Consider the following 25,783-nt stretch of genomic DNA (forward strand, 5'->3'; position numbering starts at 1 on the left):
GAGCATATTTGGCCGGCTGAGTCACGCTGGGTCGATGAAGACTTCGTGCGATGCGGCACCGAACTTGCGATCGCCGAGCAGCTGAAAAGCGGGGTCACGTGCTTTTCGGATATGTACTTTTACCCCAAGGTCATCAGTGAGCTTGTACACAGGCATGGGGTACGCGCGCAAATCACCATTCCCGTACTGGATTTCCCTGTTCCGGGCGCACGCGATGCAGACCAAGCACTACGCACCAGTGTAGCTCTATTCGACGATCTCAAGCATCACCCGCGCATTTCGATCGCCTTCGGGCCACATGCCCCCTATTCGATTACGGACGACAAGCTTGAGGCGATCCGGATCCTGGTAGCGGAAATGGACGCAGGTATCCACATGCACATTCATGAAACTGCGCAAGAAGTTCAGGAAGCATTGCGCAAGCATGGCGAGCGCCCGCTGGCGCGTCTCGCGAGGCTGCAGTTGCTCGGCCCTCGCTTTCAGGCCGTGCACATGACTCAGGTTGATGAGTCCGATATTGCACTGCTCACCGAGCACAACTGCAGTGTCATCCACTGCCCGGAATCCAACCTCAAGCTCGCTAGCGGTTTCTGTCCGATCGAGCGGTTATGGGAGGCGGGAATCAACGTAGCAGTGGGGACCGATGGCGCTGCGAGCAACAATGACCTAGACGTTCTCGGGGAAACCCGCACCGCGGCCTTGCTGGCGAAGGCTGTCGCGGGCTCCGCGACAGCTCTGGATGCCCATCGCGCGCTACGCATGGCTACCCTCAATGGCGCCCGAGCCCTGGGTATAGAGGACCAGACCGGTTCTCTGGAAATCGGCAAGTTCGCAGACCTCGTTGCATTCGATCTTTCCGGTCTGAGCCAGCAACCGATATATGACCCGGTATCCCAGCTTATCTATTCCACCGGCAGAGACACGGTCCAACACGTATGGGTCGGAGGCAAGCAGCTGCTCGAGAAAGGACAACTGCTCCGAATGGATGAACAACGGATAATCACCGAGGCGTGTCGCTGGGGAGAACGCATCGCAAGTACAAACAAAGGCTGAAGCCCTCGGACGACCCCAAAGGCCAACCTACGCGACAACCTGACATAAGAATCCAGGCGGCAATTGCACCACCTTTCCAGCCGAAGCTGGCAACATGCGCATCTGCAATTCGAACTTTTCCACAAGCCTTCTAACGGACCGGACCATGAGCAATGTCGACCACGCTGAAATCGCCAAATTCGAAGCCCTTGCCCATCGCTGGTGGGATCGTGAAAGCGAGTTCAAACCATTGCACGAGATCAATCCGCTTCGCGTGAATTGGATCGACGAACATATCTCGCTGGCAGGTAAAAAGGTCATCGACATCGGATGCGGAGGCGGCATCCTCAGCGAGGCCATGGCGCACCGTGGGGCCAAAGTCACGGGTATCGACATGGGCGAAGCCCCTCTGTCCGTTGCCCGTTTGCACCTTCTTGAGTCCGGACTCGAGATCGATTATCGGCAGATCACCGCCGAAGCCATGGCCGCAGAGGCGCCGGAGCAATTCGACGTGGTCACCTGTCTCGAGATGCTCGAACACGTACCGGACCCGGCCTCAGTCATCCGGGCCTGCGCCACACTGGTCAAACCGGGCGGCCAGGTGTTCTTCTCCACCATCAACCGCAACCCGAAAGCCTACACGTTCGCCATCATCGGCGCGGAGTATGTGCTGCAGCTGCTTCCGCGCGGCACACATGATTTCAAGAAATTCATCCGCCCTTCCGAGCTCGGCGCCTGGAGCCGTGATGCCGGCTTGGCCGTGAAGGACATCATCGGCCTTACCTACAATCCGTTGACCAAGCACTACAAACTGTCACCGGACGTCGACGTCAACTACATGGTCCAGACCGTCAAGGAGTCCTGATGCGCCTGCGCGCTGTTCTGTTCGACATGGACGGTACCCTGCTCGATACCGCTCCCGATTTCATCGCCGTGGCCCAGGCCATGCGGGTTGCACGCGGTCTCGAGCCGGTGCCGGATCACCAGATTCGTGACGTGGTGTCCGGTGGTGCCAGAGCCATGGTGCTCGGCGCCTTCGATGTGGACCCCATGTCGGACGAGTTCGAAACATTGCGCCTGGAGTTTCTTGCGCGCTACCAGGAGCATTGCGCCGTGCATAGCCGCCTCTACGATGGCATGGCGGAACTGCTGGACGAAATCGAGCGGTCCAACCTGCGCTGGGGTGTGGTAACCAACAAGCCGCTGCGTTTCGCCGAACCGATCATGCAGCAGCTGGGCCTGGCGTCCCGCTCTGCCGTGCTGGTCTGTCCTGACCACGTCGCCAACAGCAAGCCCGACCCCGAGCCGATGATCCTCGCGTGCAAGCAGCTCGACCTTGCCCCGTCTACGGTGCTGTTCGTCGGCGATGACCTGCGCGACATCGAATCGGGCCGCGCGGCCGGCAGCAGGACCGCCGCGGTCCGCTATGGCTATATCCATCCACAAGACAACCCGAGCAACTGGGGCGCGGACGTAGTGGTGGATCACCCGCTGGATCTGCGCCAGGTCCTGGACAGCGCCCTGTGCAGCTGCTGAAGCAGCGATAGCGCCACCGACATAGAGTTATCGCTCGGCAACGGCTGCCGAGCACCCATCAATTTCGATTTACGAGGCAAACGATGTTCGAGTACTCCGCCCGCCCCGACCTCCTCGCAGGGCGCATCATTCTGGCCACCGGCGCTGGCCGTGGCATCGGCGAAGCTGCTGCCAAGGCCTACGCGGCCCACGGAGCAACCGTGCTGCTGCTGGGCAAGAATGAAGACAATCTGAATCGGGTGTACGACGACATCGAGGCGGCAGGCCATCCGCGCCCCGCTGTCATCCCCTTCAACCTGGAGACAGCCCTGCCGCATCAGTACGACGAGCTGGCAGCCATGATCGAAGGGGAATTCGGACACCTGGACGGATTGCTGCACAACGCGGCGATCGTTGGCCCTCGCACGCCAATCGAGCAGTTGTCCGGCGACAATTTCATGCGAGTCATGCAGATCAACGTAAATGCCATGTTCATGCTGACCAGCACCCTGCTACCGCTGCTCAAGCTCTCCAAGGACGCCTCGGTGATCTTCACCTCCAGCAGCGTCGGACGCAAAGGCCGCGCCTACTGGGGTGCCTACGCCGTATCGAAGTTCGCCACGGAAGGGCTGATGCAGGTCTTGGCCGACGAGCTGGACGATACCGCGCCGGTGCGTGCCAACAGCATCAACCCGGGCGCTACCCGTACCGATATGCGCGCCAAGGCTTATCCAGGCGAGAACCCACTGGTCAATCCGTTGCCCGAAGAAATTATGCCGGTCTATCTGTACCTGATGGGCCCGGACAGCGCCGGCATCAACGGCCAGGCGCTGGACGCGCAGTGAATCCGCTGCGCTGCAGGCAGGCCGATCAGGGACGCTTGCTACGCTCGCGACCGAACCCGGGCCGCTGACCCTCTCCGGCCGGCTTCCTCGCCGGGCCAGATGAGGGCCCGCTTCCTTCGCGGCGCTTGCCACCCTTGCGGCTATCCCCCGGGCGCTCGGCGACCGGCGTTCCACGAGGCTTGTCGCTGCTCCGCGGCTTGCGCTCGCTCCTGTCGTCTCGTGCCGCCCGCGGTTTTTCCGCTACAGGCGCCTCGGCCTCATGGGCCGGACGAAGGACGCGTGACCGCCGCTCGCCCCGCCCCATTGGCTTGGCCACCTTGCGCTGCATACGGTCGATTTTCTCCTTGGCCTTGGCCTTCATGCTCGGCAGCGCGACCGGCTTGAGGCCGACCTCCTCGCTGAGAATGTCCACCTCGGCTTGCGACATCTCGCGCCAGCGCCCCATGGGCAGGTCTGACGTCATGAAGACTGGCCCGAAACGAACACGCTTCAGCCGACTGACGACCAGTCCCTGAGACTCCCAAAGCCGACGAACCTCACGGTTGCGGCCTTCCATGACCACGCAGTGATACCAATGGTTGAAGCCTTCGCCACCAGGCGCTTCCTGGATATCGGTGAAGCGCGCCGGACCGTCCTCCAGCATCACCCCGGTCTTCAGCCGCTCGATCATCTCGTCGTCGACCTCGCCGCGCACACGTACCGCATATTCCCGGTCCATTTCGTACGAGGGGTGCATCAGACGATTGGCCAGCTCACCGTCAGTGGTGAACAGCAGCAGACCCGTCGTGTTGATGTCGAGCCGGCCGATATTGATCCAACGACCCTCTTTAGGTCGTGGCAGACGATCGAACACCGTAGGGCGGCCTTCGGGGTCGTTGCGGGTGCAGATCTCGCCGTCGGGCTTGTTATAGATCAACACACGCCGAACCACCTGACTGGCTTCGTCCCGCTTGAGCAGACGGCCATCGACCGCAATGGCGTCGTGGGAATCGACACGCTGGCCAAGGGTGGCGACTGCGCCATTGACCTTCACGCGGCCCTCGACGATCCACTTCTCGACGTCGCGACGCGATGCGACGCCCAGACGGGCAAGAACCTTCTGCAGTTTCTCGCCATGTGTGATGTGGGGTTTGGTTTCTTCGTGCTCGGTCATCTGGGCACCTCCCGGTGTGGCAATCCGATTGAAAGGGCGCGAATCATACGCGGATCGCGCCGGCTGCGCACCTCGCGGCGGCTGGACGGAGGCGCCATTTTTCACTAGCTCAGAGCGGCCAGGGCCTCCGCGGTACGCTGCTGGATGCCCGCCCAGTCGCCGCGCTCCAGCGTTGCGCTGTCGATCATCCAGGTGCCGCCGACGCACATGACGTTCGTCAGCGCCAGGTACTGAGCGGCATTGGCAGCGCTCACCCCGCCAGTCGGGCAGAACCGAACATCCCCGAAGGGTCCGCCGAGGGCCTTGAGCGCGGCGATACCGCCACACACCTCGGCCGGGAACAGTTTGAAGCGCCGATAACCCAGCGCGTAGCCTTCCATGACGTCGGACGCGCTGCTCGTGCCCGGTAGCAATGGTATCGAGCAGCTCACCCCGGCCTCGAGAATGTCGCGGGTAGAGCCCGGCGTGACGATGAACTGGGCACCGGCCGCCTCCACTTCGTCCATCATGCGCCGGTCCAGGACGGTTCCGGCGCCGATGCAGAGGTCCGGTCGCTCCTGGCGCAACCGTCGAATAGCGGTCAGGCCATGACGCGAGCGCAAGGTGATCTCCAGGGTACGGAGGCCACCCGCCGACAAGGCATCGGCAAGCGGCAGGATCTGCTGTTCGCTGCCGATGGTGATGACCGGCAGAATCCGCGCCGCAACGCAGATCTGTTCGATCAGGGCATTCTTCTGATCCATGGTCATGCAGGAATCCTCGGGCCTCACGGGCACCAGTAGATTTCGAGCGGAGCGTGCAGGAACGCCCGGATGGGCATCTGCAATGGGTCGGCACTCAGCGCTACACGCAGGGTTTCAAGCTTTTCGCTGCCTTGAATGGCCAGACACTGCATCCTGGCGCAGGCCAGTAGAGGATAGGTCATCGTCAGGCGGGCCTCGGGTGCGACAGGCGCCTGCATAGCCACGCAGCGCTCGGGACAATCCTCCCGCAGGGCGTGTGCCAAGTTGGCGCTGCCAGGGAACAGCGAAGCGGTATGGCCATCGTCGCCCATGCCGAGCACGAGCACATCGATCGGCTGATGCAATTGGTCGAGCGCCGCGATGGCAAGGCCCGCAGCCTGCTCGAGCGAGTCGGCGGACTGGTAGAGACCGATCAACCGGGCGGCGTTCGCGGCATTCTGCAGCAGGTGACGCCGCAGCAGGCCTTCGTTGCTGGCCGGATCGGTTGGCGAGACCCAGCGCTCGTCGGCCAGGCTGACCTGAATCTTCGCCCAGTCCAGCTCTCGCCGCGACAGGGACTCGAAGAACGCAACCGGGCTGCGCCCGCCGGATACCACCAGACTTGCGACGCCGTGTGTCTGCACCGCATAGCGCAGCGCCTTGGCCACGCTGTCGGCCATCAGTTCGGCCTGCCGCTGCGCGTCGGCCGAGCTATGAGCGACCACGCCGGTGGGTAAATCGAGCTCAGAGATCGCCATACCACGCCCTCCCATCACGTGTAATGAGCGCTATCGAAGCGACCGGCCCCCAGGAGCCGGCTGGATAGAGCTTGAGCTCTGCACCGAGCCGACTCCAGCCTTCGATGAGCTGATCGCACCATTGCCAGGCATATTCGATTTCGTCCCTGCGCACAAACAGATTCTGGTTGCCCTGCATGACTTCGAGCAACAAGCGCTCATAGGCGTCGGGAATGCGCGCGCTCTTATAAGTTTCAGAGAAATTCAACTGCAGCGGGCCGCTGCGCAAGTGCATTCCCTTGTCGAGCCCCTGCTCCTTGGTCATCACCTGCAGAGATATACCCTCGTCTGGCTGCAGGCGGATGATCAGGCGATTGCTGATCAACGAGCGCTGTTCGGGCGCAAAGATATAGAACGGCGGCTCCTTGAAGTGAATGACGATCTGCGACAGCTTCTGTGCCATTCGCTTGCCGGTACGTAGGTAGAACGGCACGCCGGACCATCGCCAGTTGCAGATGTCTGCTCGCAACGCGACGAAGGTTTCCGTGCTGCTCTGGGCATTGGAATTCTCCTCGTCCAGATAACCCGGCACCCTCTCGCCGCCAACGTTACCGGCCGCATACTGTGCGCGCACCACTCGCTGATGAATCGCTTCGGCGGTGATGGGCGCGAGCGCCTTGAGCACCTTCACTTTCTCGTCACGGATGCTGTCAGCGGTGAGGTTGCTCGGCGGGTCCATGGCAATCAGGCAGAGCAGCTGCAGCAAGTGGTTCTGCACCATGTCGCGCAGCTGACCGGCCTGATCGAAGTATCCCCAGCGGCCCTCAATGCCAACAGTTTCGGCGACAGTGATCTCCACATGGGAAATATGGTGTTGGTCCCACTGCGTTTCGAACAGACTGTTGGCGAATCGCAATGCGATCAGGTTCTGTACGGTTTCCTTGCCAAGATAATGATCGATTCGATAGATCCGGCTTTCGGGAAAGTGCTCGGCCACCGCGTCGTTGACGGTGCGCGAGGACTTGAGGTCATGCCCGATGGGCTTTTCCAGCACGACCCGCGTCTGCTCGGAAAGTCCGGCCGAGGCAAGAAACCGGCAGATATCGCCATAAACGGCAGCCGGCGTAGCGAAATAGGCAATGAGCGGCTGGCCGGCCGGTACGCTCTCAGCCAGCACCCTGTAGCCCTCGCCTTGGCGAAAGTCCATACCCAGGTAGCGCAAGCGCTGCCCGAAGCGTTCGAATGCTCGCTCATCGACTTCATTGGCTGGAATGCGCGCCCGCAGCGCCTGCTCTATACGCGACTTGTGCGCCGACGGGTCGGCGCTCTCGCGCGATAGCGCCACAATTTGCGTATCGGCGTGCAACAGACCGGCGCGATCCAACTGATACAGCGCCGGAAACAACTTGCGCAGCGCCAGATCTCCCAGGGCGCCGAACAAAGCGAATGTGATGGGCTCGACGGTGATGCCAGGCATGATCCGCTCGCTTGAATGCAGGTGTCCGGTGAGCGCGGATTGCGCACTGCGTTGAACCGGCGGGCGCGCAGGATGAACGCAGACCGCACCAGAATCAGACGCCATACTGAGCAGACCACTGACACAAGCAAATGCTCAGCGCGAGACGTGTTTTCACCGTCTTGTCGGACGTACTGCTCTGCGGGCTCCGCTCCTACGGACGATCAGCTGCGATTCAATCGTGCTCGAAACAGCGCCTGATGCTCGCGGCATTGCTGGGCTGCCAGCAGAAACACGCCATGCCCGCCACGAGCGAATTCCAGCCAGGTGAAATCCACTTCGGGATACAGCGCCTGGACATGAACCTGGCTGTTGCCGACCTCCACGATAAGCACGCCGTCATCGGTCAGGTGGTCGGCGGCCTCAGCGAGCATACGGCGCACCAGATCCAAACCATCCTCCCCACAAGCCAAGCCGAGCGCAGGTTCATGCTGGAACTCAGCTGGCATGTCGGCGAAGTCTTCGGCATCGACATAGGGAGGATTCGAGACAATCAGATCGAAGCGCTGCTTGGGCAGACCGTCGAACCCGTCGCTCTGAACGGCATAAACCCTATCTTCGAGACCATGCTGCTCAATGTTGCGGTTCGCCACTTCCAGCGCATCAAACGACAGATCGGCGAGAACCACCTCTGCCTCGAGAAATTCATAGGCGCAGGCGATGCCGATGCACCCCGATCCTGTACACAGGTCGAGTATCCGCGCAGGCGTCTTGGGCAACCATGGCTCGAAGCGATGCTCGATGAGTTCGCCAATGGGGGATCGTGGAATCAGCACGCGCTCATCCACGAAGAACGGCAGTCTGCAAAACCACGCCTGTTGCAACAGATAGGCAGTCGGCACGCGGTCATCGATCCGCCGACGCAGCAAGTTCTGTAGGTGTTCGCACTCATCCGCTTCCAGGCGACAGTCCAGATAGCTGTCAGACATCTCCCACGGCAGATGAAGTGCACCCAGAACCAGCTGACGCGCATCGTCCCAGGCATTGTCAGTGCCGTGGCCGAAGAACAGTTGCTCCGCCTGGAATCGACTGACAGCCCAGCGGATGTAGTCGCGCAGGGTGCGCAAGCGGGAAAGCGAAGCGGTCAAGAGCGAATCTCCTGTAAAAGGACGCGAGTTTAACAGGCAACCGGAAATGCCAACCACGTGCGCGATCGCCTGCGTAGTGCCGATATCCAAACCTGCACATTTGTAAATGCGCGATTCGTTTCATGCGCACACGGCCGGTGCGCATTACTCTGCCTGCCCACGTGAAGATGTACCGCGCCTCGGCAATCGACGCGCATGTATCGTCTCGTTCGGCGCGAGGCCAGCGAAACACGGCGCAGGCGGTTCACAACCGGCCATTCTGGCGCCACAATCACCCCCCTCACAGTACAAGGAGTCGACAATGACCAAGCCACAGACCATGCTCCAGCTCAGTGGCCGCAGCTATAATCCGGCGGCGCTGACAAACGCCACCGTGCTGGTCATCGACGTACAGGAGGAGTACCGCAGCGGCGTGCTCGCCCTGCCAGCCCTGAACCGGGCATTGCCGGAGATTACTCACCTGCTAGCGGCCGCAAGGGAGGCCGGCGCACCGATCGTCCATGTACATCACCTGGGCATTAGCGGCGGCCTGTTCGATCCGCAGGGCTTTCGTGGGCAGATCATGCCCGAAGCCGCGCCCCAGCCCGGCGAATCCATCGTGGCAAAACGACTGCCCAATGCGTTCTCCGGCACTGAGCTGCACGAACTGCTGCAGAAGCTCGGCCGGCTCGATCTGATCGTGTGTGGATTCATGACTCACTCGAGCGTGAGCACCACGGTACGGGCGGCAAAGGACTATGGCTATCGCTGCACCTTGGTTGACAGTGCCTGCGCCACGCGTGATCTACCGATGGGCGATGGCAGCATCGATGCCGACCAGGTCCACCGCATCGAAATGACGATCCTTGCGGACAATTTCGCCGTTTGCGTTCCGAATGTCGACGCGCTGAAGCGCTGACTTGCATCGCTCGGTTCGGAGGCTCCATGCAAGACGACGACTTCTCTCTTTTCCAATCGGCGGTCCGCGGAGTCAGGCCGATCAAGCACGACCGTGCTGAAACAGGTAAAGCGCGCAGCAACCGCGAGCAAATTGCGACTCGTCGCAGCAATGCCACGACCAACAATGAAACGAATCGAGTCGACGGCCTTTCCGACCAGTTCGTAATAGACGTTGGCGCAGAGGATGAGCTGTACTGGGCTCGAGATGGCGTTCAGGACAGCCAGTTGCGCAAGCTGAAAGCGGGCCAGATCCCGTTCGAAGGCAGCCTGGACCTGCATGGCATGAGCGTAGAGAAAGCCCGCGAACAGCTCTGGGATTTCATAGCCGAAGCCACGAAGCTCGAGGTTCGTTGCGTGCGCGTGACGCATGGCAAGGCGGCCAGACTCGACGGCAAACGTCCCCTGCTCAAGAGTCACGTCAACACCTGGCTTCGCCAGCACCCAAAAGTGCTGGGCTTTACGTCCTGCCTGCCGCGCCACGGTGGGACTGGAGCACTTTACGTGATGCTCAAGCGCACCATGCTCGAAGGCCGCGACGAATAAAGCGTGCAGATCAGTCACCCGACTACGCGGCACACTTGCCAGCGGGGCGGGCGCACCCTACCCTTCGCCTTCGCTATGTACCCGACAGGTAGCTCAATGTCCCTGGAACAACACTACACCGCGATCCTTGGCCAGCTTGGCGAGGACGTTAACCGCGAAGGCCTGCTCGACACGCCCAAGCGCGCCGCCAAAGCCATGCAGTACCTGTGCAAGGGCTACCAGCAGACGCTGGAGGAAGTGACCAACGGCGCACTGTTCAGCTCCGATAACAGCGAAATGGTGCTGGTCAAGAACATCGAGCTGTATTCACTTTGCGAACATCACATGCTGCCGTTCATCGGCAAGGCGCATGTCGCGTATCTGCCCAATGGCAAAGTGCTCGGCCTGTCGAAGGTCGCGCGGATTGTCGAGATGTACGCGCGCAGGCTGCAGATTCAGGAAAACCTGACCCGCGAGATCGCCGAAGCGATGCAGCAGGTCACCGGAGCCTCCGGCGTTGCCGTGGTCATCGAGGCCCAGCACATGTGCATGATGATGCGCGGCGTCGAGAAGCAGAACTCGTCCATGGTCACCTCGGTGATGCTGGGCCAATTCCGCGACAATGCCGCTACTCGCAGCGAGTTTCTCGGGCTGGTGAAGTGACGCAATAAAGAGACAGGGCCTTCACGGCCCTGCTCTGTCTTCAGTCAATCGTACATGCCGACATGCCGTGGATGGCTCGCAACGCGCTGCAGCCACTGGCGAATCGCAGGATATCCGCCCAGATCAAAGCCGCCTTCTTCCGCGACATGGGTGTACGCATAGAGCGCAACGTCGGCGATCGAATAGTGGTCTCCCACCAGGTAAGGCGTGCGCAGCAGCTGCTGCTCCATCACGTTGAGTGCGTGATAGCCGTCGAGTTGCTTGGCCTCGTATTCCTCGCGTCGCTCCTCCGGCATACCCAGATAGACCTTGATGTACCGCGCCACGGCGATGAACGGCTCGTGGCTGTACTGCTCGAAGAACTGCCACTGCAGCACCTGGGTGCGCAGGCGCGGATCGGTCGGCAGGAACTCGCTCCCCTCGGCCAGGTAATTCAGGATAGCGTTGGATTCCCATAGACAGGAGCCGTCCTCAAGCTCCAGCACTGGGATCTTGCCGTTCGGATTCTTCTTGAGGAAATCCTCCGAGCGCGTCTCGCCGCGAAGGATGTTAATCGGAACCCACTCGTACGGCTGGCTCAGCAGATGCAGCATCAGCTTGACCTTGTAGCAATTACCTGACCGGTAATCGCCATAGACTTTCAACATGGTCTCCCCTCCCGATCGACCCGCGGCGCGGGTCAGCAATGACTCCTCAAGCAGCTTCCAGCGCACCGGCGTCGCGAATGACCTGCGCCAACCTGCGCAGCCCCTCGCCCATTCGCTCGGCCGCGACATGGCTGAAGTTCAGCCGCAGGTAACCGGGATTCGCATCCGGGTCGACGAAGAAGGGCTCGCCGGGCATGAACACGACGTCCTCGGCCAGCGCCTGATTGAGCAGCGTCCGCGTGTCCAGCGGCTGCTTGAGGGTCAACCAAAAGAACAGCCCGCCCTGCGGCAGCTCCCAGGTCGCCAGATCACGGAAGTGCTCGTCCAGTGCCGCCTGCATGGCATCGCGGCGGACTCGGTAGAACTCGCGCAACTGTTCGAGATGCGCCAGGTAACGATCGCTGCCCAGCCATTGCAGGGCCTGCCACTGCCCAACCCGATTGCTATGCAGGTCGGCCGACTGCTTCAGGCGCAGCAGATAAGGAAACAGGTCCGCAGACGCGATCAGGTAACCAACCCGCAGGCCGGGCAGCAGTGTCTTGGAAACCGTGCCTGTATATATCCAGCTGGCCCGCTTGAGGCGCGACACGATGGGCCTGGCGCTACCCTGATCGAACACCAGCTCACGGTATGGCTCGTCCTCCAGCAAGGTCACTCCGAACTCGTCCAGCAAACCGGCAACCGCCTCACGTTTGGCTTCGCTGTAACGCACCGCAGAAGGATTCTGGAAAGTCGGAATCAGGTAAGCGAAAGCCGGCGCGTGCTGCTCCAAGGTGGCACGCAATGCCGCGAGGTCCGGTCCATCAGCCTGTTGTGGAACGGCCAGGCACTGAGCGCCGAACAGCTGGAACGATTGCAGCGCGGCAAGGTAAGTCGGCGCCTCGACTAGAACCTCGGTGCCCGCGTCGATGAACAGTTTCGAGGCGAGATCCAGCGTCTGCTGCGACCCGCTGACGATCAGCACCTGGCTGGCCTCGCAAGGCACGCCCAAGGCCCGGGCCTGGGCGGCGATCGCTTCGCGAAGTGCAGGCTCGCCTTCGCTCATCCCGTACTGCCCCATGCTTGCAGGTAGTTCGGTCCAATCCACTGCAGGCAACATCGCCTCAGCCGGCAACCCACCGGCAAAGGACATCACTTCAGGACGCTGGGCTGCAGCCAGAATTTCACGAATCAGGGAGCTTTTCAGGCGAGTAATGCGTTCGGAGAAGGCCATTTCCATTCCAGGTGCGAGGCGTTGCAAAATAAGTCAAACTTCTTGACCGAAATTACGCCTCTCATAATAAATACGTCAATATGCCTGACCTAAAAAAAAGCGCCGTGCAGCGCCAGATAATGGAAAGCTTCTTTCTCGGCTATCAGGCTTTCACGGCAAAGCCTGACGAGATGCTGGCCCGTCGCGGCCTGTCCCGCGTGCACCACCGTATCCTGTTCTTTATCGCCAGTTACCCCGACCTGAGTGTCAAGGAGCTACTGGGCTACCTTGGCGTTACCAAGCAGGCACTGAACACACCGTTGCGCCAGCTGATCGAAATGCATCTGGTGGAAAGCCTCACTGCCGAGGACGACAAGCGCAAACGCATGCTGCGCTTCACCGCCGAGGGTGCGAAGCTCGAGCAGGCGCTGCGACGGGAACAGGTCAGACTGCTGCAACGCGCCTTCGATGATGCAGGGGAACAAGCAGTGGACGGCTGGCTCGCGGTCAACCAGGCGCTCGCTGTGGAAAAGGCCAGGGGCTGACAGCCCTCGCAGCGCCGGAGGCTTCACTACGCCAGAACCGCGGGCACAAAAAAGGGCGACCGAAGTCGCCCTTTTTCATGAAGAACCCGAACTTAGTTCTGGTTTTCCATCTGAGCACGGATCAGATCACCAATGGTGGTCGGGCCGGTGCTTTCAACTTCCTGCTTGGTGCGCAGCTCTTTCATCGCGTCCTTCTCGTCTTCGACGTCTTTGGACTTGATGGACAGGCTGATCACGCGGGACTTGCGGTCGATGCTGATGATCTTGGCTTCGACTTCGTCGCCTTCCTTCAGCACGTTGCGCGCATCTTCAACACGGTCACGGCTGATTTCGGACGCCTTCAGGGTCGCTTCGATATCGTTGCCCAGATCGATGATGGCGCCTTTGGCGTCAACTTCTTTCACGGTACCGCGAACGATGCTGCCCTTGTCATTGACGGCGGCGTAGTTGGAGAACGGATCGTCTTCCAGCTGCTTGATGCCCAGGGAGATACGCTCACGCTCCGGATCGACCGACAGGATGACGGTGTCCAGCTCATCGCCCTTCTTGAAGCGGCGAACGGCTTCTTCACCTGGCTCGTTCCAGGAGATGTCGGACAGGTGAACCAGACCGTCGATGCCGCCATCCAGACCGATGAAGATACCGAAATCGGTGATCGACTTGATGGTGCCGGAGATACGGTCGCCCTTGTTGAACTGGCTGGAGAAATCTTCCCACGGGTTGGATTTGCACTGCTTGATGCCCAGGGAGATACGACGACGCTCTTCGTCGATGTCCAGAACCATGACTTCCACTTCGTCGCCGACCTGAACGACCTTCGACGGGTGGATGTTCTTGTTGGTCCAGTCCATTTCGGAAACGTGCACCAGACCTTCGACACCTTCTTCCAGCTCGGCGAAGCAGCCGTAGTCGGTGAGGTTGGTGACGCGAGCCTGAACGCGGGTGCCTTCCGGGTAACGAGCCTTGATGGCAACCCATGGGTCTTCGCCCAGTTGCTTCAGGCCCAGCGATACGCGGTTGCGCTCGCGGTCGAACTTCAGCACCTTGACATCGATCTCGTCGCCAACGTTGACGATCTCGGACGGATGCTTGATGCGCTTCCAGGCCATGTCGGTGATGTGCAGCAGACCATCGACGCCGCCCAGGTCAACGAACGCACCGTAATCGGTGAGGTTCTTGACGATACCCTTGACCTGCTGGCCTTCCTGCAGGGATTCCAGCAGGGCTTCGCGCTCGGCGCTGTTCTCGGCTTCCAGCACGCTGCGACGGGAAACGACAACGTTGTTGCGCTTCTGATCGAGCTTGATGACCTTGAACTCGAGCTCTTTGCCTTCCAGGTGAGTGGTGTCGCGCACAGGGCGGACATCGACCAGCGAACCCGGCAGGAACGCGCGGATGCCGTTGACGTCGACGGTGAAGCCACCTTTGACCTTGCCGTTGATGACGCCCTTGACCACTTCTTCTGCAGCGAAAGCCGCTTCCAGAACAATCCAGGATTCCGCGCGCTTGGCCTTTTCACGGGACAGCTTGGTTTCGCCAAAGCCATCTTCAACCGCGTCCAGAGCAACGTGGACCTCGTCACCCACCTTGATGGTCAGCTCGCCCTGCTCGTTGTAGAACTGCTCGACCGGGATGACGCCCTCGGACTTGAGGCCAGCATGCACGGTGACCCAGTCACCGTCGATGTCGACCACGATGCCGGTGATGATGGCACCCGGCTGCATGTCGAGGGATTTAAGGCTTTCTTCAAAAAGTTCTGCGAAGCTTTCGCTCATGTTGATTCCTGCTGTTTTCGGGCGAGGATCCGCCCAATCTCCACATTCCAGACAATGTGGGTTCATTCATATAAAAAAAGGCCTGCGGGACTGGATCTGGTCTCCCACATGCCTCCTTATTAACGGCTCGAGGTGCGCAACCTACTGGCTGCGCTGACATCGAAGTCCGTTTGGCCGCCTTTCGGCGTTCCGATCATCCAGCCAAGTCGCGATCGGCGACTTCGCTCAGAATCCTTTGCAGCACTTCTTCGATAGAGAGTGTAGTGGAATCCAACTGAATGGCATCGTCTGCCGGCTTCAGTGGCGCTACCGCTCGCTGGGTATCGCGCTCGTCGCGCTCCCGAATCTCCTCAAGAAGACTCGCGAGATTAACATCATCACCGCGCGCCTTCAACTGCAAGTAGCGTCTGCGGGCACGCTCTTCAGCGCTGGCGGTAAGGAATATCTTCAGTGGCGCATCGGGGAACACGACGGTTCCCATGTCGCGTCCGTCAGCGACCAGGCCGGGCGCCTCGCGAAAGGCCTTCTGCCGTTGCAACAGCGCAGTCCGAACCACCGGCAATGCCGCGACCTGCGAAGCGCCTGCACCGACGCTCTCGTTGCGAATGGCCTCGGTGACTTCCTCGCCCTCGAGGATGATGATCATACCGTGCCCATCGCGGGCAGCGCCGAACTGCACATCCAGATGCTCGGCAAGCACCTTCAGGGCTTCCTCGTTGGTCAGGTCGACACCATGATTGCGCGCAGCGAAGGCCAGCAAACGGTACAGGGCGCCGGAGTCGAGAAAATTCCAGCCGAGCTTGCCCGCGAGCAGCGCAGCAACGGTTCCCTTGCCCGAGCCGCTGGGCCCGTCGATGGTGATGACTGGTACCGGCTTGATCATGAGGCGCCCTCCGCCTGAACCTGCATGCCGGCTCGCTGAGCCAAGTCGAGGAAATTGGGGAACGAAGTTGCCACGTTCGCGCAATCATGGATACGGACCGGGCCACTGGCGCGCAGCGCAGCGACGCTGAATGACATGGCAATGCGATGATCGCCGTGCGCCCAGACCTCACCGGAACCGATCTTGCCACCTTCAATGACGATGCCATCGGGTGTCGGTTCCGCCTTGATACCCAGCGTCTGCAGGCCGTCAGCCATGACCTGGATACGATCCGACTCCTTGACGCGCAGCTCCTCGGCACCGCGTAGGGTCGTACGTCCCTGGGCACATGCCGCGGCAACGAAGAGCACGGGGAACTCGTCGATGGCCAGCGGCACCAGATCCTCGGGAATGTCGATGCCCTTGAGCTGCGCACCACGAACGCGAATATCAGCGACTGGCTCGCCGCCCACCTCGCGAAGATTTTCCAGGACGATATCGCCACCCATCAGCTTGAGGATGTCGATCACGCCGGTGCGAGTCGGGTTGATCCCCACGTGCTCGAGTACGATCTCGGAGCCCGGTGCAATGCTGGCCGCGACCATGAAGAAGGCTGCCGAGGAAATATCCGCCGGCACCTCGATATGGGTGCCATGCAGCTTGTGCCCGGGCTCGACGATCGCGGTGCGCCCCTCGACTGTCACCGGATAGCCGAAACCACGCAGCATGCGTTCGGTGTGGTCACGCGTCGGTGCGGGCTCGGTCACGGAGGTCTGGTCGGCCGCGTACAGGCCGGCCAGCAGCAGGCAGGATTTGACCTGCGCGCTGGCCATCGGCATGTCGTAGTGCATACCGGACAGACGCTGGCCGCCACGAATGGTCAGCGGCGGGCGACCTTCGGCAGCCGTCTCGATGACCGCGCCCATCTCGCGCAGCGGCTTGGCGACGCGATTCATCGGGCGCTTGGACAGTGAGGCATCGCCGGTAAGGGTGGTATCGAACGGCTGCGCCGCAAGCAAGCCGGACAACAGGCGCATGGAGGTGCCGGAGTTACCCAGATAGATCGGGCCAGGCGGCGGCTTCAGACCATGCAGGCCAACGCCATGGACGGTCACCCGCCCCTGCTGCGGGCCTTCGATGACCACACCCATGTCACGGAACGCCTGAATCGTGGCGAGGGCGTCTTCACCTTCGAGAAAACCCTCGACTTCGGTGGTCCCTTCCGCCAGGGAACCCAGCATGATCGAACGATGCGAAATGGATTTGTCGCCTGGGACACGCAGATGGCCGGTCAGGCTGCCGCCAGGGTTGGCGAGGAAAACGAGGTCATTGGAATGCATAACGTCCACATAGGCTCGGCGAGCCAGTATTTTGCTGAAATGTTCCCGGGCAGCCCGGGCGCGCGTGAACACGCCCAACAACCTGCGCCCGTCTCCTTCATCGACCGCGGCGCGCAGGGCGTCGAGGTCGGCACGAAAATCATCCAGGGTATGCAGCACCGCCTCGCGATTGGCGAGGAAGATGTCGTGCCACATCACCGGGTCGCTACCGGCAATACGGGTGAAATCACGAAACCCACCCGCCGCGTAACGGAAGATCTCGAGATTCTCATGGCGCTTGGCGAGCGAATCAACCAGACCGAAGGCCAACAGGTGCGGCAGGTGACTAGTGGCGGCCAGCACCTCGTCGTGGTGAGCCACGTCCATGTGCTCGACATCGGCACCGAGCGCCGCCCAAAGCCGGGTCACCAGCGCAAGCGCCTGCGGATCGGTGTTCTTCAGCGGAGTCAGTATGACCTTGTGGCGGCGGAACAGCGTGCTCTTGGCCGCCGTGACACCACTGAGCTCCGATCCGGCGATGGGATGGCCGGGAACGAAACGCGACGGCATCTCGCCGAACACGTTACGCGCGCAGCGCACCACATTGCCCTTGGCGCTGCCGACATCGGTGATCACGGCGGAGCCCAGGTCGAGCTTCGCCAGCTCGCCGAGCAGTCGTTCCAGGGCGAGGATGGGTGTGGCGAGCTGAATAACGTCGGCGTCACGGCAGGCTTCGGCCAGCGTGTCGGCACAGCGATCCACCACGCCCAGCTCGACCGCCAGTTCACGCGAGCGGGCGTCCAGATCGAAGCCGACCACCTCGCGGCAAAGGCCGGACTCACGCAGCCCCTTGGCAAACGAACCGCCAATCAACCCGAGCCCGATCACCACCAGACGATCGATGACAGGTGCGGTTCGTTGTTCCACGGCGGCTGGGCTCACTGCTGCAGTACCTGCGTCAGCACGTCCAGAAAGCGTGCATTCTCACGCTCGGTACCAATGGAAACCCGCAGGAATGTCGGCATTCCGTAACCGGCTACCGGCCGCACGATCACACCCTCGCGCAAGAGTGCCTGATTGATCGGTGCAGCATCGCGGGCAAAATCCACCGCAATGAAATTGCCCCGCGAGGGAATCCACTCCAACCCCAACTGGCGGAAGCCGCGCTCCAGCTGAGCCATCCCGGCGTCGTTCACCCGGCGGCTGGCTGCCAGATAATCGACGTCATCCAGTGCCGCGCAGGCGGCGGCCAGCGCCAGGCTGTTCACATTGAAGGGCTGGCGAACACGGTTCAACACGTCGGCGATCACCGGCGAGCTGATGGCGTAGCCGACGCGCAGGGCCGCCAGGCCATAAGCCTTGGAGAAGGTGCGCGAAACGAGCAGATTGGGATAGTCGGCGAGGTAGGCCAGCCCATCAGGCAGCTCCTGACCTTCGGCGTACTCGATATAGGCCTCGTCCAGCACCACCAGTACATGGGCTGGGACGCGCGCGAGGAAAGCACCCAACGCAGCGGCATCGAACCAGGTCCCGGTGGGGTTGTTGGGATTGGCGACAAAGACGACCCGGGTGTTCTCGTCGATCGCATCGGCCATCGCCTCGAGATCGTGCCCCCAGTTCTTCGCCGCGACGGCACGCCCCTCGGCGCCGACAGCCTGGGTCGCGATCGGATAGACGGCGAAGGCGTGTTCGCTGAACACCGCGTTGAGCCCCGGTGCCAGATAGGCACGGGCGACCAGCTCGAGGATGTCGTTGGAACCGTTGCCTAGCGTGACCTGGTGGACACCCACCGAATAACGCTGGGCAAGGCGCTGCTTGAGCACGAAGCCGTTACCGTCGGGGTAGCGGGTCAGCTCGGAAAGCTCGGCCTGGATCGCTGCCAGCGCCTTCGGGCTGGGCCCCAGAGGGTTCTCATTGCTGGCCAGCTTGACGATCCCGGCGGGGTCCAGCTTCAACTCGCGCGCCAGCTCATCGACCGGCTTGCCTGGTACGTAAGGCGACAACTTCTGCACGCCCGGCTGCGCCAGGGCAAGGAAATCACAACTCATTGGTTAGGCCTCAGGCTGCAGGCTCAGGCGGCAGGCACAAGCCTGTCGCCTGCCACCTGCTCCTGAAGCCCGGAGCCGCAATTAAAGTACTGCCTTGGGGTAGGAACCCAGCACCTTCAGCGCCACGGCTTCCTGGCCAATCTTCTCCAGCACGTCCTTGATCAGCGGATCCTGGTGGTGGCCGAGGAAGTCGATGAAGAACACATAGGTCCACTTGCCGCTGCGCGACGGCCGCGTCTCGATCCGGGTAAGGTCGATGCCATTGGTGTGGAACGGCACCAGCAGCTCGTGCAGCGCACCCGGCTTGTTGCGCATCGAGACAATGATCGACGTCTTGTCATCGCCGGTCGGCGGCACTTCCTGGTTACCGATGATGAGGAAGCGGGTGGAGTTGTCCGGGCGGTCTTCGATCTTCTCCGCCAGCTTGGTCAGGCCGTACAGCTGGGCCGCCATGTCGCCGGCAATGGCGGCCGAGTTCCACTCGCTCTTGACCCGCTTGGCCGCATCCGCATTGCTGGAAACCGCCACCCGCTCGACGTTCGGATAATGCGCATCGAGCCACTTGCGACACTGCGCCAGCGATTGAGCATGGGAATAGATGCGCGTGATGCGATCGGTCTTGGTGGTTTCGCCCACCAGCAGATGATGGTGGATGCGCAGCTCCACCTCGCCACAGATAACGATGTCGTGCTCGAGAAAGCTGTCGAGTGTGTGGTTGACCGCGCCTTCGGTGGAGTTCTCCACCGGCACCACGCCAAAGTTCACCGCACCGGCGACCACTTCGCGGAACACCTCATCGATCGCCGCCATCGGGGTGCTGATCACCGCATGGCCGAAATGCTTGAGCGCGGCGGCTTGAGAGAACGTCCCTTCCGGCCCCAGATAGGCCACGCGCAGCGGCTGCTCGAGCGCCAGGCAGGAGGACATGATCTCGCGGAACAGGCGGGCCATCTCTTCATTGTCGAGCGGCCCACGATTGAGTTCCATGATGTGCTTGAGCACCCAGGCTTCGCGTTCCGGGCGGTAGAACACCGCCGACTCGCCCTCGGCCAGCGCAGCGGTCTTGACCCGGGCCACTTCCTGGGCGCAGCGGGCGCGCTCGCTGATCAGCTCGAGAATGCGCTCGTCGAGACTGTCGATTCGAACCCGCAGCGCCTTCAGCTGATCGGCGTCGCTCATCAGCCGTGCTCCTTCTCGAACTCGGCCATGTAGGCCACCAGCGCCTCGACCGCATCCAGGCCGACAGCGTTGTAGATCGAGGCGCGCATGCCGCCCACGGAGCGATGACCTTTCAGGTTCAGCAGGCCACGCGCGTCGGCACCAGCCAGGAAGGCCTTGTCCAGGCGCTCATCGGCCAGGCGGAACGGCACGTTCATCCACGAGCGCGCGTTGACGGCGATCGGGTTGGTGTAGAAATCGCTGGCATCGATGGCGCCGTAGAGCATGTCCTTCTTCGCGCGATTGCGCTTTTCCATTGCCTCGACGCCGCCCTGCTCCTTCAGCCACTCGAAAACCAGCCCCGAGAGATACCAGGAGAAGGTCGCCGGGGTGTTGTACATCGAGCCATTGTCGGCGGCGATCTTGTAATCGAGCATGGTCGGGCAGGTGGAGCGTGCGTGGCCGAGCAGGTCCTCACGGACGATGACCACCACCAGCCCGGACGGGCCAATATTCTTCTGTGCTCCGGCATAGATCAGGCCGAACTTCGATACATCAATCGGCCGCGAGAGGATGTCCGACGACATGTCGACGACCAGCGGGGTATCGCCCAGCTCCGGCACCCAATCGAACTGCAGGCCGCCGATGGTCTCGTTGCTGGCGTAGTGCAGATAGGCCGCGCCATCGCTCAGCTGCCAGTCGTTCTGTCCGGGAATCGCGAAGTAGTCGTAAGGCTTGGCAGTCGCCGCGACGTTCACGTGCCCGAAACGACGGGCCTCCTCGATCGCCTTGCGCGACCAGATGCCGGTATCGACATAATCGGCCACGCCACCCTCGGGCAGCAGGTTCAGCGGAATCTCGGCGAACTGCTGGCTGGCCCCGCCCTGCAGGAACAGCACCTTGTAGTTCGACGGAATCGCCAGCAGATCGCGCAGATCCTGCTCCGCCTTTTCGGCGATGGCAGTGTAATCGTCGCTGCGATGGCTCATTTCCATGACCGACAGGCCCTTGCCATGCCAGTCGAGAAGCTCCGCCTGGGCGCGCTGAAGGACGGCTTCGGGAAGCGCAGCCGGACCGGCACAGAAGTTAAAGGCGCGTTTGCTCACTGCTGTTCTCTCGCTCTTGCTCGATATTGAATCCCGGGCTCGACGGCCGGCTTCGTTTACCGACCGCCTCGCTACCGTCTGCCCGGTGTGCTGCTTTCTATCGGATGGCGCTATCGCCAATCAGTCTTCGTCGTCGGTCGGCACCACGTCCGGCGACACATCGCCGCCACCGCCAAGCAATTCGTCTTCGCTCGGCTCGGTACTGATGACCGGCATTTCCTTCTCGAGGGCATCGTCATCCAGCAGCGCCTCGATGTCTTCCAGCACCTCTTCCTCGGACGGCTCCTGCACCCGCTCCAGACCGACCAGGTGTTCGCCTTTGCTCAGCTTGATCAGCGTGACGCCCTGGGTGTTGCGACCCAGCGAGGAGACTTCGTCGACACGAGTCCGCACGAGCGTGCCCTGATCGGAGATCAGCATGATCTCCTCGCCCTCGAGCACCTGTACGGCACCGACCAGCGGGCCGTTGCGCTCGTTGGTCACCATGGCGATGACGCCCTGGCCACCACGACCGCGGCGCGGGAACTCTTCCATCGCCGTGCGCTTGCCATAACCGCGCACCGAGGCGGTGAGGATCTGCGCGCCGGGCTCCGGAATCAGCATCGAGATGATCCGCTGCCCTTCCGGCAGACGCATGCCACGCACACCGCGGGCATTGCGGCCCATGATGCGGACCTTGCTTTCCTTGAAGCGGATGACCTTGCCGCCGTCGGAGAACATCATCACTTCCTGGGCGCCATCGGTCACGGCGGCGGCGATCAGGGTGTCGCCCTCCTCCAGCTTCAGTGCGATGAGACCGGAAGTACGAGGCCGACTGAACTGCACCAGCGGTGTCTTCTTGACCGTACCCTTGGCCGTCGCCATGAAGATGTAGGCACCGGTGGGCTCGTCCTTCTCATCGCTGTCGTCGTCGCCCTCGACATCGTCGACGTCGTCATGCTCGATCACCAGACCTTCGGCGTCGTCCAGCTCCTCGTCACCCTCGGCAGCCTGCTTGCGCAGGGCCTCGAGATCGACCTGAAGCATGGCGGTGATGCGCTCGCCCTCGTCCAGCGGCAGCAGGTTCACCAGCGGACGCCCACGCGAAGTGCGCGAGGCCTCGGGAATCTCATAGGTCTTCAGCCAATACACCTTGCCCTTGCTGGAGAACAGCAACAGGGTGGTATGGCTGTTGGCGACCAGCAGATGCTCGACGTAGTCCTCTTCCTTCACCCCGGTCGCGGCCTTGCCACGGCCGCCGCGGCGCTGCGCCTGATAGGCGGCCAGCGGCTGGGATTTGGCATAACCACCATGGGAAATGGTGACGACGCGCTCTTCTTCGGTGATCAGGTCGGCCAGAGTCAGGTCGAGACGGGACTCGAGGATCTCGGTGCGCCGCGCATCGCCGAAGTCGCGCTTCACGCCCTCGAGCTCCTCGCGGATGACTTCCATCAGCCGCACCGGATTGGTCAGGATGCGGATCAGCTCACCGATCTGGGTGAGGATTTCCTGGTACTCGGCGAGCAGCTTCTCGTGCTCGAGACCGGTCAGGCGGTGCAGACGCAGGTCGAGGATCGCCTGGGCCTGCTCCGGCGAGAGGAAATACTTGCCGTCGCGCAGACCGTATTGCGGGTCCAGATTCTCCGGACGGCAGGCGTCTGCCCCGGCGCGCTCGACCATCGCCTCGACCGCGCTCGACTCCCAGGCAGTGGAGATCAGCGCATCCTTGGCTTCGGCCGGCGTCGGCGAAGCCTTGATCAGGGCGATCACCGGATCGATGTTGGACAGCGCGACCGCCTGACCTTCGAGGATGTGCCCGCGCTCGCGCGCCTTGCGCAATTCGTACACGGTACGCCGGGTGACGACTTCGCGGCGGTGCCGGACGAAGGCTTCCAGCAGTTCCTTGAGGTTCAGTGTGCGCGGCTGGCCATCGACCAGCGCCACCACGTTGATGCCGAATACGCTCTGCAGCTGGGTCTGGGCATAGAGGTTGTTGAGGATCACCTCCGGCACTTCGCCACGACGCAGCTCGATGACCACACGCATGCCGTCCTTGTCGGACTCGTCACGCAGCTCGGTGATGCCTTCGATCTTCTTCTCTTTCACCAGCTCGGCGATCTTCTCGATCAGCCGCGCCTTGTTCAGCTGATACGGCAGCTCGGTGATGACGATCTGCTGACGTCCGCCGACCTTGTCGATGTCCTCGATATCGGCGCGCGCACGGATATAGATGCGGCCGCGACCGGTGCGATAGGCCTCGATGATGCCGGCGCGACCGTTGATGATGCCCGCGGTGGGGAAATCGGGGCCGGGAATGAACTGCATCAGCTCATCGATGGTGATATCGGCGTTGTCGATCAGCGCCAAGCAGCCATCGATGACTTCGCCCAGGTTGTGCGGCGGGATGTTGGTCGCCATACCGACCGCGATACCGCTGGAACCGTTGACCAGCAGGTTGGGGATCTTGGTCGGCATGACTGCCGGAATCTGCTCGGTGCCATCATAGTTGGGCACCCAGTCGACGGTTTCCTTGTCCAGGTCGGCCAGCAGCTCGTGCGCCAGCTTGGCCATGCGCACTTCGGTGTAACGCATTGCCGCGGCACTGTCGCCATCGACCGAACCGAAGTTGCCTTGACCGTCGACCAGCATGTAGCGCAGCGAGAACGGCTGCGCCATACGCACGATGGTGTCGTACACCGCGGAGTCGCCGTGCGGGTGGTACTTACCGATCACGTCACCGACCACACGGGCGGATTTCTTGTACGGCTTGTTCCAGTCGTTGCCCAGCTCGCTCATGGCGTAGAGCACGCGACGGTGCACCGGTTTCAGGCCATCGCGCGCGTCCGGCAGCGCACGGCCGATGATCACGCTCATGGCGTAATCAAGGTAGGACTGCTTGAGCTCGTCTTCGATATTGACCGGGAGGATTTCTTTGGCCAGTTCGCCCATGGAAGCCTGGTTCCTTATAGTCAGCAGGGTCCTGCGATAAGCGCGGGATGGTAACACAGACGGCGGCTATAAGCTGAGCCTTGCGCACGGCTGCGGCTTGTCTGCATGGCCCGCTCGCGCGCCGATCGATTCAGGTTCAATGCAAGCGTTTGCGGCTCATCAAATCGGCCATCTTCGCTGCGGTCGGGCGCTCGACCACCCCTTTCTCGGTGACGATGACATCAATGAGATCAGCCGGTGTTACATCGAACACTGGATTGAATGCCTCGACATCAGCTGCGAAACGCCGGCCATTGACCTCGAGCAGCTCGCTGCCGGCACGCTCCTCGAGGGGAATCTCGTCGCCGCTTTCCAGCGTCATGTCGATAGATGAGCTCGGCGCCACCACCATGAAACGCACGCCGTGGTGCATCGCTAGAACCGCGAGCTGGTAGGTACCGATCTTGTTCGCCACATCGCCATTGGCGGCGATGCAATCGGCTCCGACGACCACCCAGGAGATCCCCCGCGTCTTCATCAGATGGGCCGCGGCCGAATCGACGTTCAGCGTGGTCGGCACGCCATCGCCCAGCAATTCCCAGGCGGTCAGGCGGGAGCCCTGCAGCCAGGGACGGGTCTCGTCGACGTAGACGCGCTCCACCAACCCATCGAGATGCGCCGCGCGGATGACACCGAGCGCGGTACCGAAACCACCGGTCGCCAGGGCACCGGTGTTGCAGTGAGTAAGCAGGTTCTGCGGATTGCCCTGATGGCGACGAATGAGATCGACACCGAACTGCGCCATGGCCAGATTGGCCTCGCGATCGCTCTCATGTATCGAGATGGCCTGGGCCTCCAGCGCCGCGCAAGGATCCTCGCCTGGCTTGAGGCGTTCGAGACGTTCGCGCATTTGATTCAGCGCCCAGACCAGATTGACCGCCGTGGGACGCGATGCGGCAAGGATCGTGGCGTCTTCCTCCAGCGCCTGCCGCCAATCACCACCGGCCGCCATGCGCGTACGGGCAGCCAGGACCAGCGCATAGGCCGCACTGATGCCGATGGCAGGCGCGCCGCGCACGACCATGTCGCGAATGGCGTCAGCGACCGCAGCGGCAGAATCGCAACTGTGCCAGACCTCTTCGGTCGGCAGCTTGCGCTGATCGAGCAGGCTCAGGCGATCGCCATGCCACTCGATCGATTTCACCTTTTCCGCGGCCAGCAGGCGCTCGCGCATGGCATTTCCCTCGTTCAGCTTCGTCGAAGCAGAGCCCATGATGCGCCCCGCACAGCAAAGAAAAAGCCCGGATCGCGGGCGAACCGGGCTTCTATATCAAATATGCCGGGAAACAGCGGTGCGCCGCCTCGGCCGTCGCAACCCGGGCGCGAATGCTAATGCACTGATTTTCCAAGCACAAGCAACGCTACTGATACCTAGGCCACGCCGGTTCCAATCGAATAGCGGCGCGCGCCCTGACGCCAGATCGCCGAATGC

General features: G+C 61.9%; 23 protein-coding genes (1 of these 23 cut by a window edge). 8 read left to right on the forward strand and 15 right to left on the reverse strand.

Annotation, left to right across the window (positions count from 1 at the left end; translation table 11 throughout):
• From OUY36_RS12485 to OUY36_RS12500, 4 genes are all read left to right on the forward strand, one after another.
• On the forward strand, positions 1–1,053 hold the 3' portion of the coding sequence (locus OUY36_RS12485) for a TRZ/ATZ family hydrolase (RefSeq protein WP_267934497.1). 285 nt of this gene lie to the left of the window's left edge; 1,053 of the gene's 1,338 nt are visible here — the last part of the coding sequence; its start codon lies beyond the left edge, outside the window; the stop codon is at positions 1,051–1,053.
• 145 nt (positions 1,054–1,198) lie between these two features.
• A complete protein-coding gene (gene ubiG / locus OUY36_RS12490) occupies positions 1,199–1,897 on the forward strand; it encodes a bifunctional 2-polyprenyl-6-hydroxyphenol methylase/3-demethylubiquinol 3-O-methyltransferase UbiG (protein ID WP_267934498.1) in 699 nt (232 codons plus the stop codon).
• Complete coding sequence (gene mupP / locus OUY36_RS12495) at positions 1,897–2,568, forward strand: N-acetylmuramic acid 6-phosphate phosphatase MupP (RefSeq protein ID WP_267934499.1); 672 nt, start codon at positions 1,897–1,899, stop codon at positions 2,566–2,568. Before ubiG ends, mupP begins: the two co-directional genes overlap by 1 nt.
• A gap of 83 nt (positions 2,569–2,651) precedes the next feature.
• On the forward strand, positions 2,652–3,392 hold the full coding sequence (locus tag OUY36_RS12500; RefSeq protein WP_267934500.1) for a YciK family oxidoreductase: 741 nt from the start codon (positions 2,652–2,654) through the stop codon (positions 3,390–3,392).
• A gap of 25 nt (positions 3,393–3,417) precedes the next feature.
• Here the strand turns inward: OUY36_RS12500 and rluB are convergent, their stop codons facing one another.
• From rluB to prmB, 5 genes are all read right to left on the reverse strand, one after another.
• On the reverse strand, positions 3,418–4,545 hold the full coding sequence (gene rluB, locus OUY36_RS12505; RefSeq protein ID WP_267934501.1) for a 23S rRNA pseudouridine(2605) synthase RluB: 1,128 nt from the start codon (positions 4,543–4,545) through the stop codon (positions 3,418–3,420).
• A 104-nt stretch (positions 4,546–4,649) separates the two neighbouring features.
• Positions 4,650–5,294: a bifunctional 4-hydroxy-2-oxoglutarate aldolase/2-dehydro-3-deoxy-phosphogluconate aldolase gene (locus OUY36_RS12510; protein ID WP_230724531.1), complete on the reverse strand. Its 645-nt coding sequence runs from the start codon at positions 5,292–5,294 to the stop codon at positions 4,650–4,652.
• Positions 5,295–5,311: 17 nt separating this feature from the next.
• Positions 5,312–6,025, reverse strand: coding sequence for a 6-phosphogluconolactonase (gene pgl / locus OUY36_RS12515; protein WP_230724532.1), 714 nt, complete (start codon positions 6,023–6,025; stop codon positions 5,312–5,314).
• On the reverse strand, positions 6,012–7,481 hold the full coding sequence (gene zwf / locus OUY36_RS12520; protein ID WP_230724533.1) for a glucose-6-phosphate dehydrogenase: 1,470 nt from the start codon (positions 7,479–7,481) through the stop codon (positions 6,012–6,014). The genes pgl and zwf overlap by 14 nt, the downstream gene beginning before the upstream one ends.
• 203 nt (positions 7,482–7,684) lie before the next feature.
• On the reverse strand, positions 7,685–8,608 hold the full coding sequence (gene prmB, locus OUY36_RS12525; protein ID WP_230724534.1) for a 50S ribosomal protein L3 N(5)-glutamine methyltransferase: 924 nt from the start codon (positions 8,606–8,608) through the stop codon (positions 7,685–7,687).
• 301 nt (positions 8,609–8,909) lie between these two features.
• Between prmB and OUY36_RS12530 the strand changes: the two genes are divergently transcribed.
• The 3 genes from OUY36_RS12530 to folE all read left to right on the forward strand — a co-directional run bounded on the left by OUY36_RS12530 (position 8,910) and on the right by folE (position 10,732).
• A complete protein-coding gene (locus tag OUY36_RS12530) occupies positions 8,910–9,506 on the forward strand; it encodes a cysteine hydrolase family protein (protein ID WP_267934502.1) in 597 nt (198 codons plus the stop codon).
• Between the two features lie 26 nt (positions 9,507–9,532).
• Positions 9,533–10,090: a Smr/MutS family protein gene (locus OUY36_RS12535; RefSeq protein WP_230724536.1), complete on the forward strand. Its 558-nt coding sequence runs from the start codon at positions 9,533–9,535 to the stop codon at positions 10,088–10,090.
• 96 nt (positions 10,091–10,186) lie between these two features.
• Complete coding sequence (folE, locus tag OUY36_RS12540; RefSeq protein WP_063541059.1) at positions 10,187–10,732, forward strand: GTP cyclohydrolase I FolE; 546 nt, start codon at positions 10,187–10,189, stop codon at positions 10,730–10,732.
• 44 nt (positions 10,733–10,776) lie between these two features.
• Here the strand turns inward: folE and OUY36_RS12545 are convergent, their stop codons facing one another.
• Entirely contained in the window at positions 10,777–11,379 is a 603-nt protein-coding gene (locus OUY36_RS12545; protein ID WP_253751171.1) for a glutathione S-transferase family protein, read from the reverse strand.
• A gap of 46 nt (positions 11,380–11,425) precedes the next feature.
• The gene (locus OUY36_RS12550) at positions 11,426–12,592 is read right to left on the reverse strand and encodes an aminotransferase-like domain-containing protein (protein ID WP_152481344.1); all 1,167 of its coding nucleotides are present in this window, start codon (positions 12,590–12,592) and stop codon (positions 11,426–11,428) included.
• A gap of 80 nt (positions 12,593–12,672) precedes the next feature.
• Between OUY36_RS12550 and OUY36_RS12555 the strand changes: the two genes are divergently transcribed.
• A complete protein-coding gene (locus tag OUY36_RS12555) occupies positions 12,673–13,116 on the forward strand; it encodes a MarR family winged helix-turn-helix transcriptional regulator (protein ID WP_267934503.1) in 444 nt (147 codons plus the stop codon).
• Positions 13,117–13,208: 92 nt separating this feature from the next.
• Here the strand turns inward: OUY36_RS12555 and rpsA are convergent, their stop codons facing one another.
• The 8 genes from rpsA to mtnA form a co-directional block, all read right to left on the reverse strand.
• Positions 13,209–14,891, reverse strand: a complete 1,683-nt coding sequence (gene rpsA, locus OUY36_RS12560; RefSeq protein WP_063541056.1) for a 30S ribosomal protein S1 — start codon at positions 14,889–14,891, stop codon at positions 13,209–13,211.
• A 193-nt stretch (positions 14,892–15,084) separates the two neighbouring features.
• On the reverse strand, positions 15,085–15,774 hold the full coding sequence (cmk, locus tag OUY36_RS12565; protein WP_063541055.1) for a (d)CMP kinase: 690 nt from the start codon (positions 15,772–15,774) through the stop codon (positions 15,085–15,087).
• Positions 15,771–17,999, reverse strand: a complete 2,229-nt coding sequence (locus OUY36_RS12570; RefSeq protein ID WP_267938169.1) for a bifunctional prephenate dehydrogenase/3-phosphoshikimate 1-carboxyvinyltransferase — start codon at positions 17,997–17,999, stop codon at positions 15,771–15,773. Before OUY36_RS12570 ends, cmk begins: the two co-directional genes overlap by 4 nt.
• Positions 18,000–18,010: 11 nt before the next feature.
• On the reverse strand, positions 18,011–19,120 hold the full coding sequence (gene hisC, locus OUY36_RS12575) for a histidinol-phosphate transaminase (RefSeq protein ID WP_267934504.1): 1,110 nt from the start codon (positions 19,118–19,120) through the stop codon (positions 18,011–18,013).
• 81 nt (positions 19,121–19,201) lie between these two features.
• Positions 19,202–20,299, reverse strand: coding sequence for a prephenate dehydratase (gene pheA, locus OUY36_RS12580; protein WP_011913461.1), 1,098 nt, complete (start codon positions 20,297–20,299; stop codon positions 19,202–19,204).
• A complete protein-coding gene (gene serC, locus OUY36_RS12585) occupies positions 20,299–21,384 on the reverse strand; it encodes a 3-phosphoserine/phosphohydroxythreonine transaminase (protein WP_110776768.1) in 1,086 nt (361 codons plus the stop codon). The genes pheA and serC overlap by 1 nt, the downstream gene beginning before the upstream one ends.
• 120 nt (positions 21,385–21,504) lie before the next feature.
• Positions 21,505–24,312 (reverse strand): DNA gyrase subunit A, encoded by a 2,808-nt coding sequence (gyrA, locus tag OUY36_RS12590; protein WP_014596844.1) that lies wholly within the window; start codon positions 24,310–24,312, stop codon positions 21,505–21,507.
• 136 nt (positions 24,313–24,448) lie between these two features.
• A complete protein-coding gene (mtnA, locus tag OUY36_RS12595; RefSeq protein WP_267934505.1) occupies positions 24,449–25,525 on the reverse strand; it encodes an S-methyl-5-thioribose-1-phosphate isomerase in 1,077 nt (358 codons plus the stop codon).
• Positions 25,526–25,783: the final 258 nt, after the last annotated feature.

This window comes from Stutzerimonas sp. R40042 (assembly GCF_026642215.1).
Taxonomy (GTDB): Bacteria; Pseudomonadota; Gammaproteobacteria; order Pseudomonadales; family Pseudomonadaceae; genus Stutzerimonas; species Stutzerimonas frequens.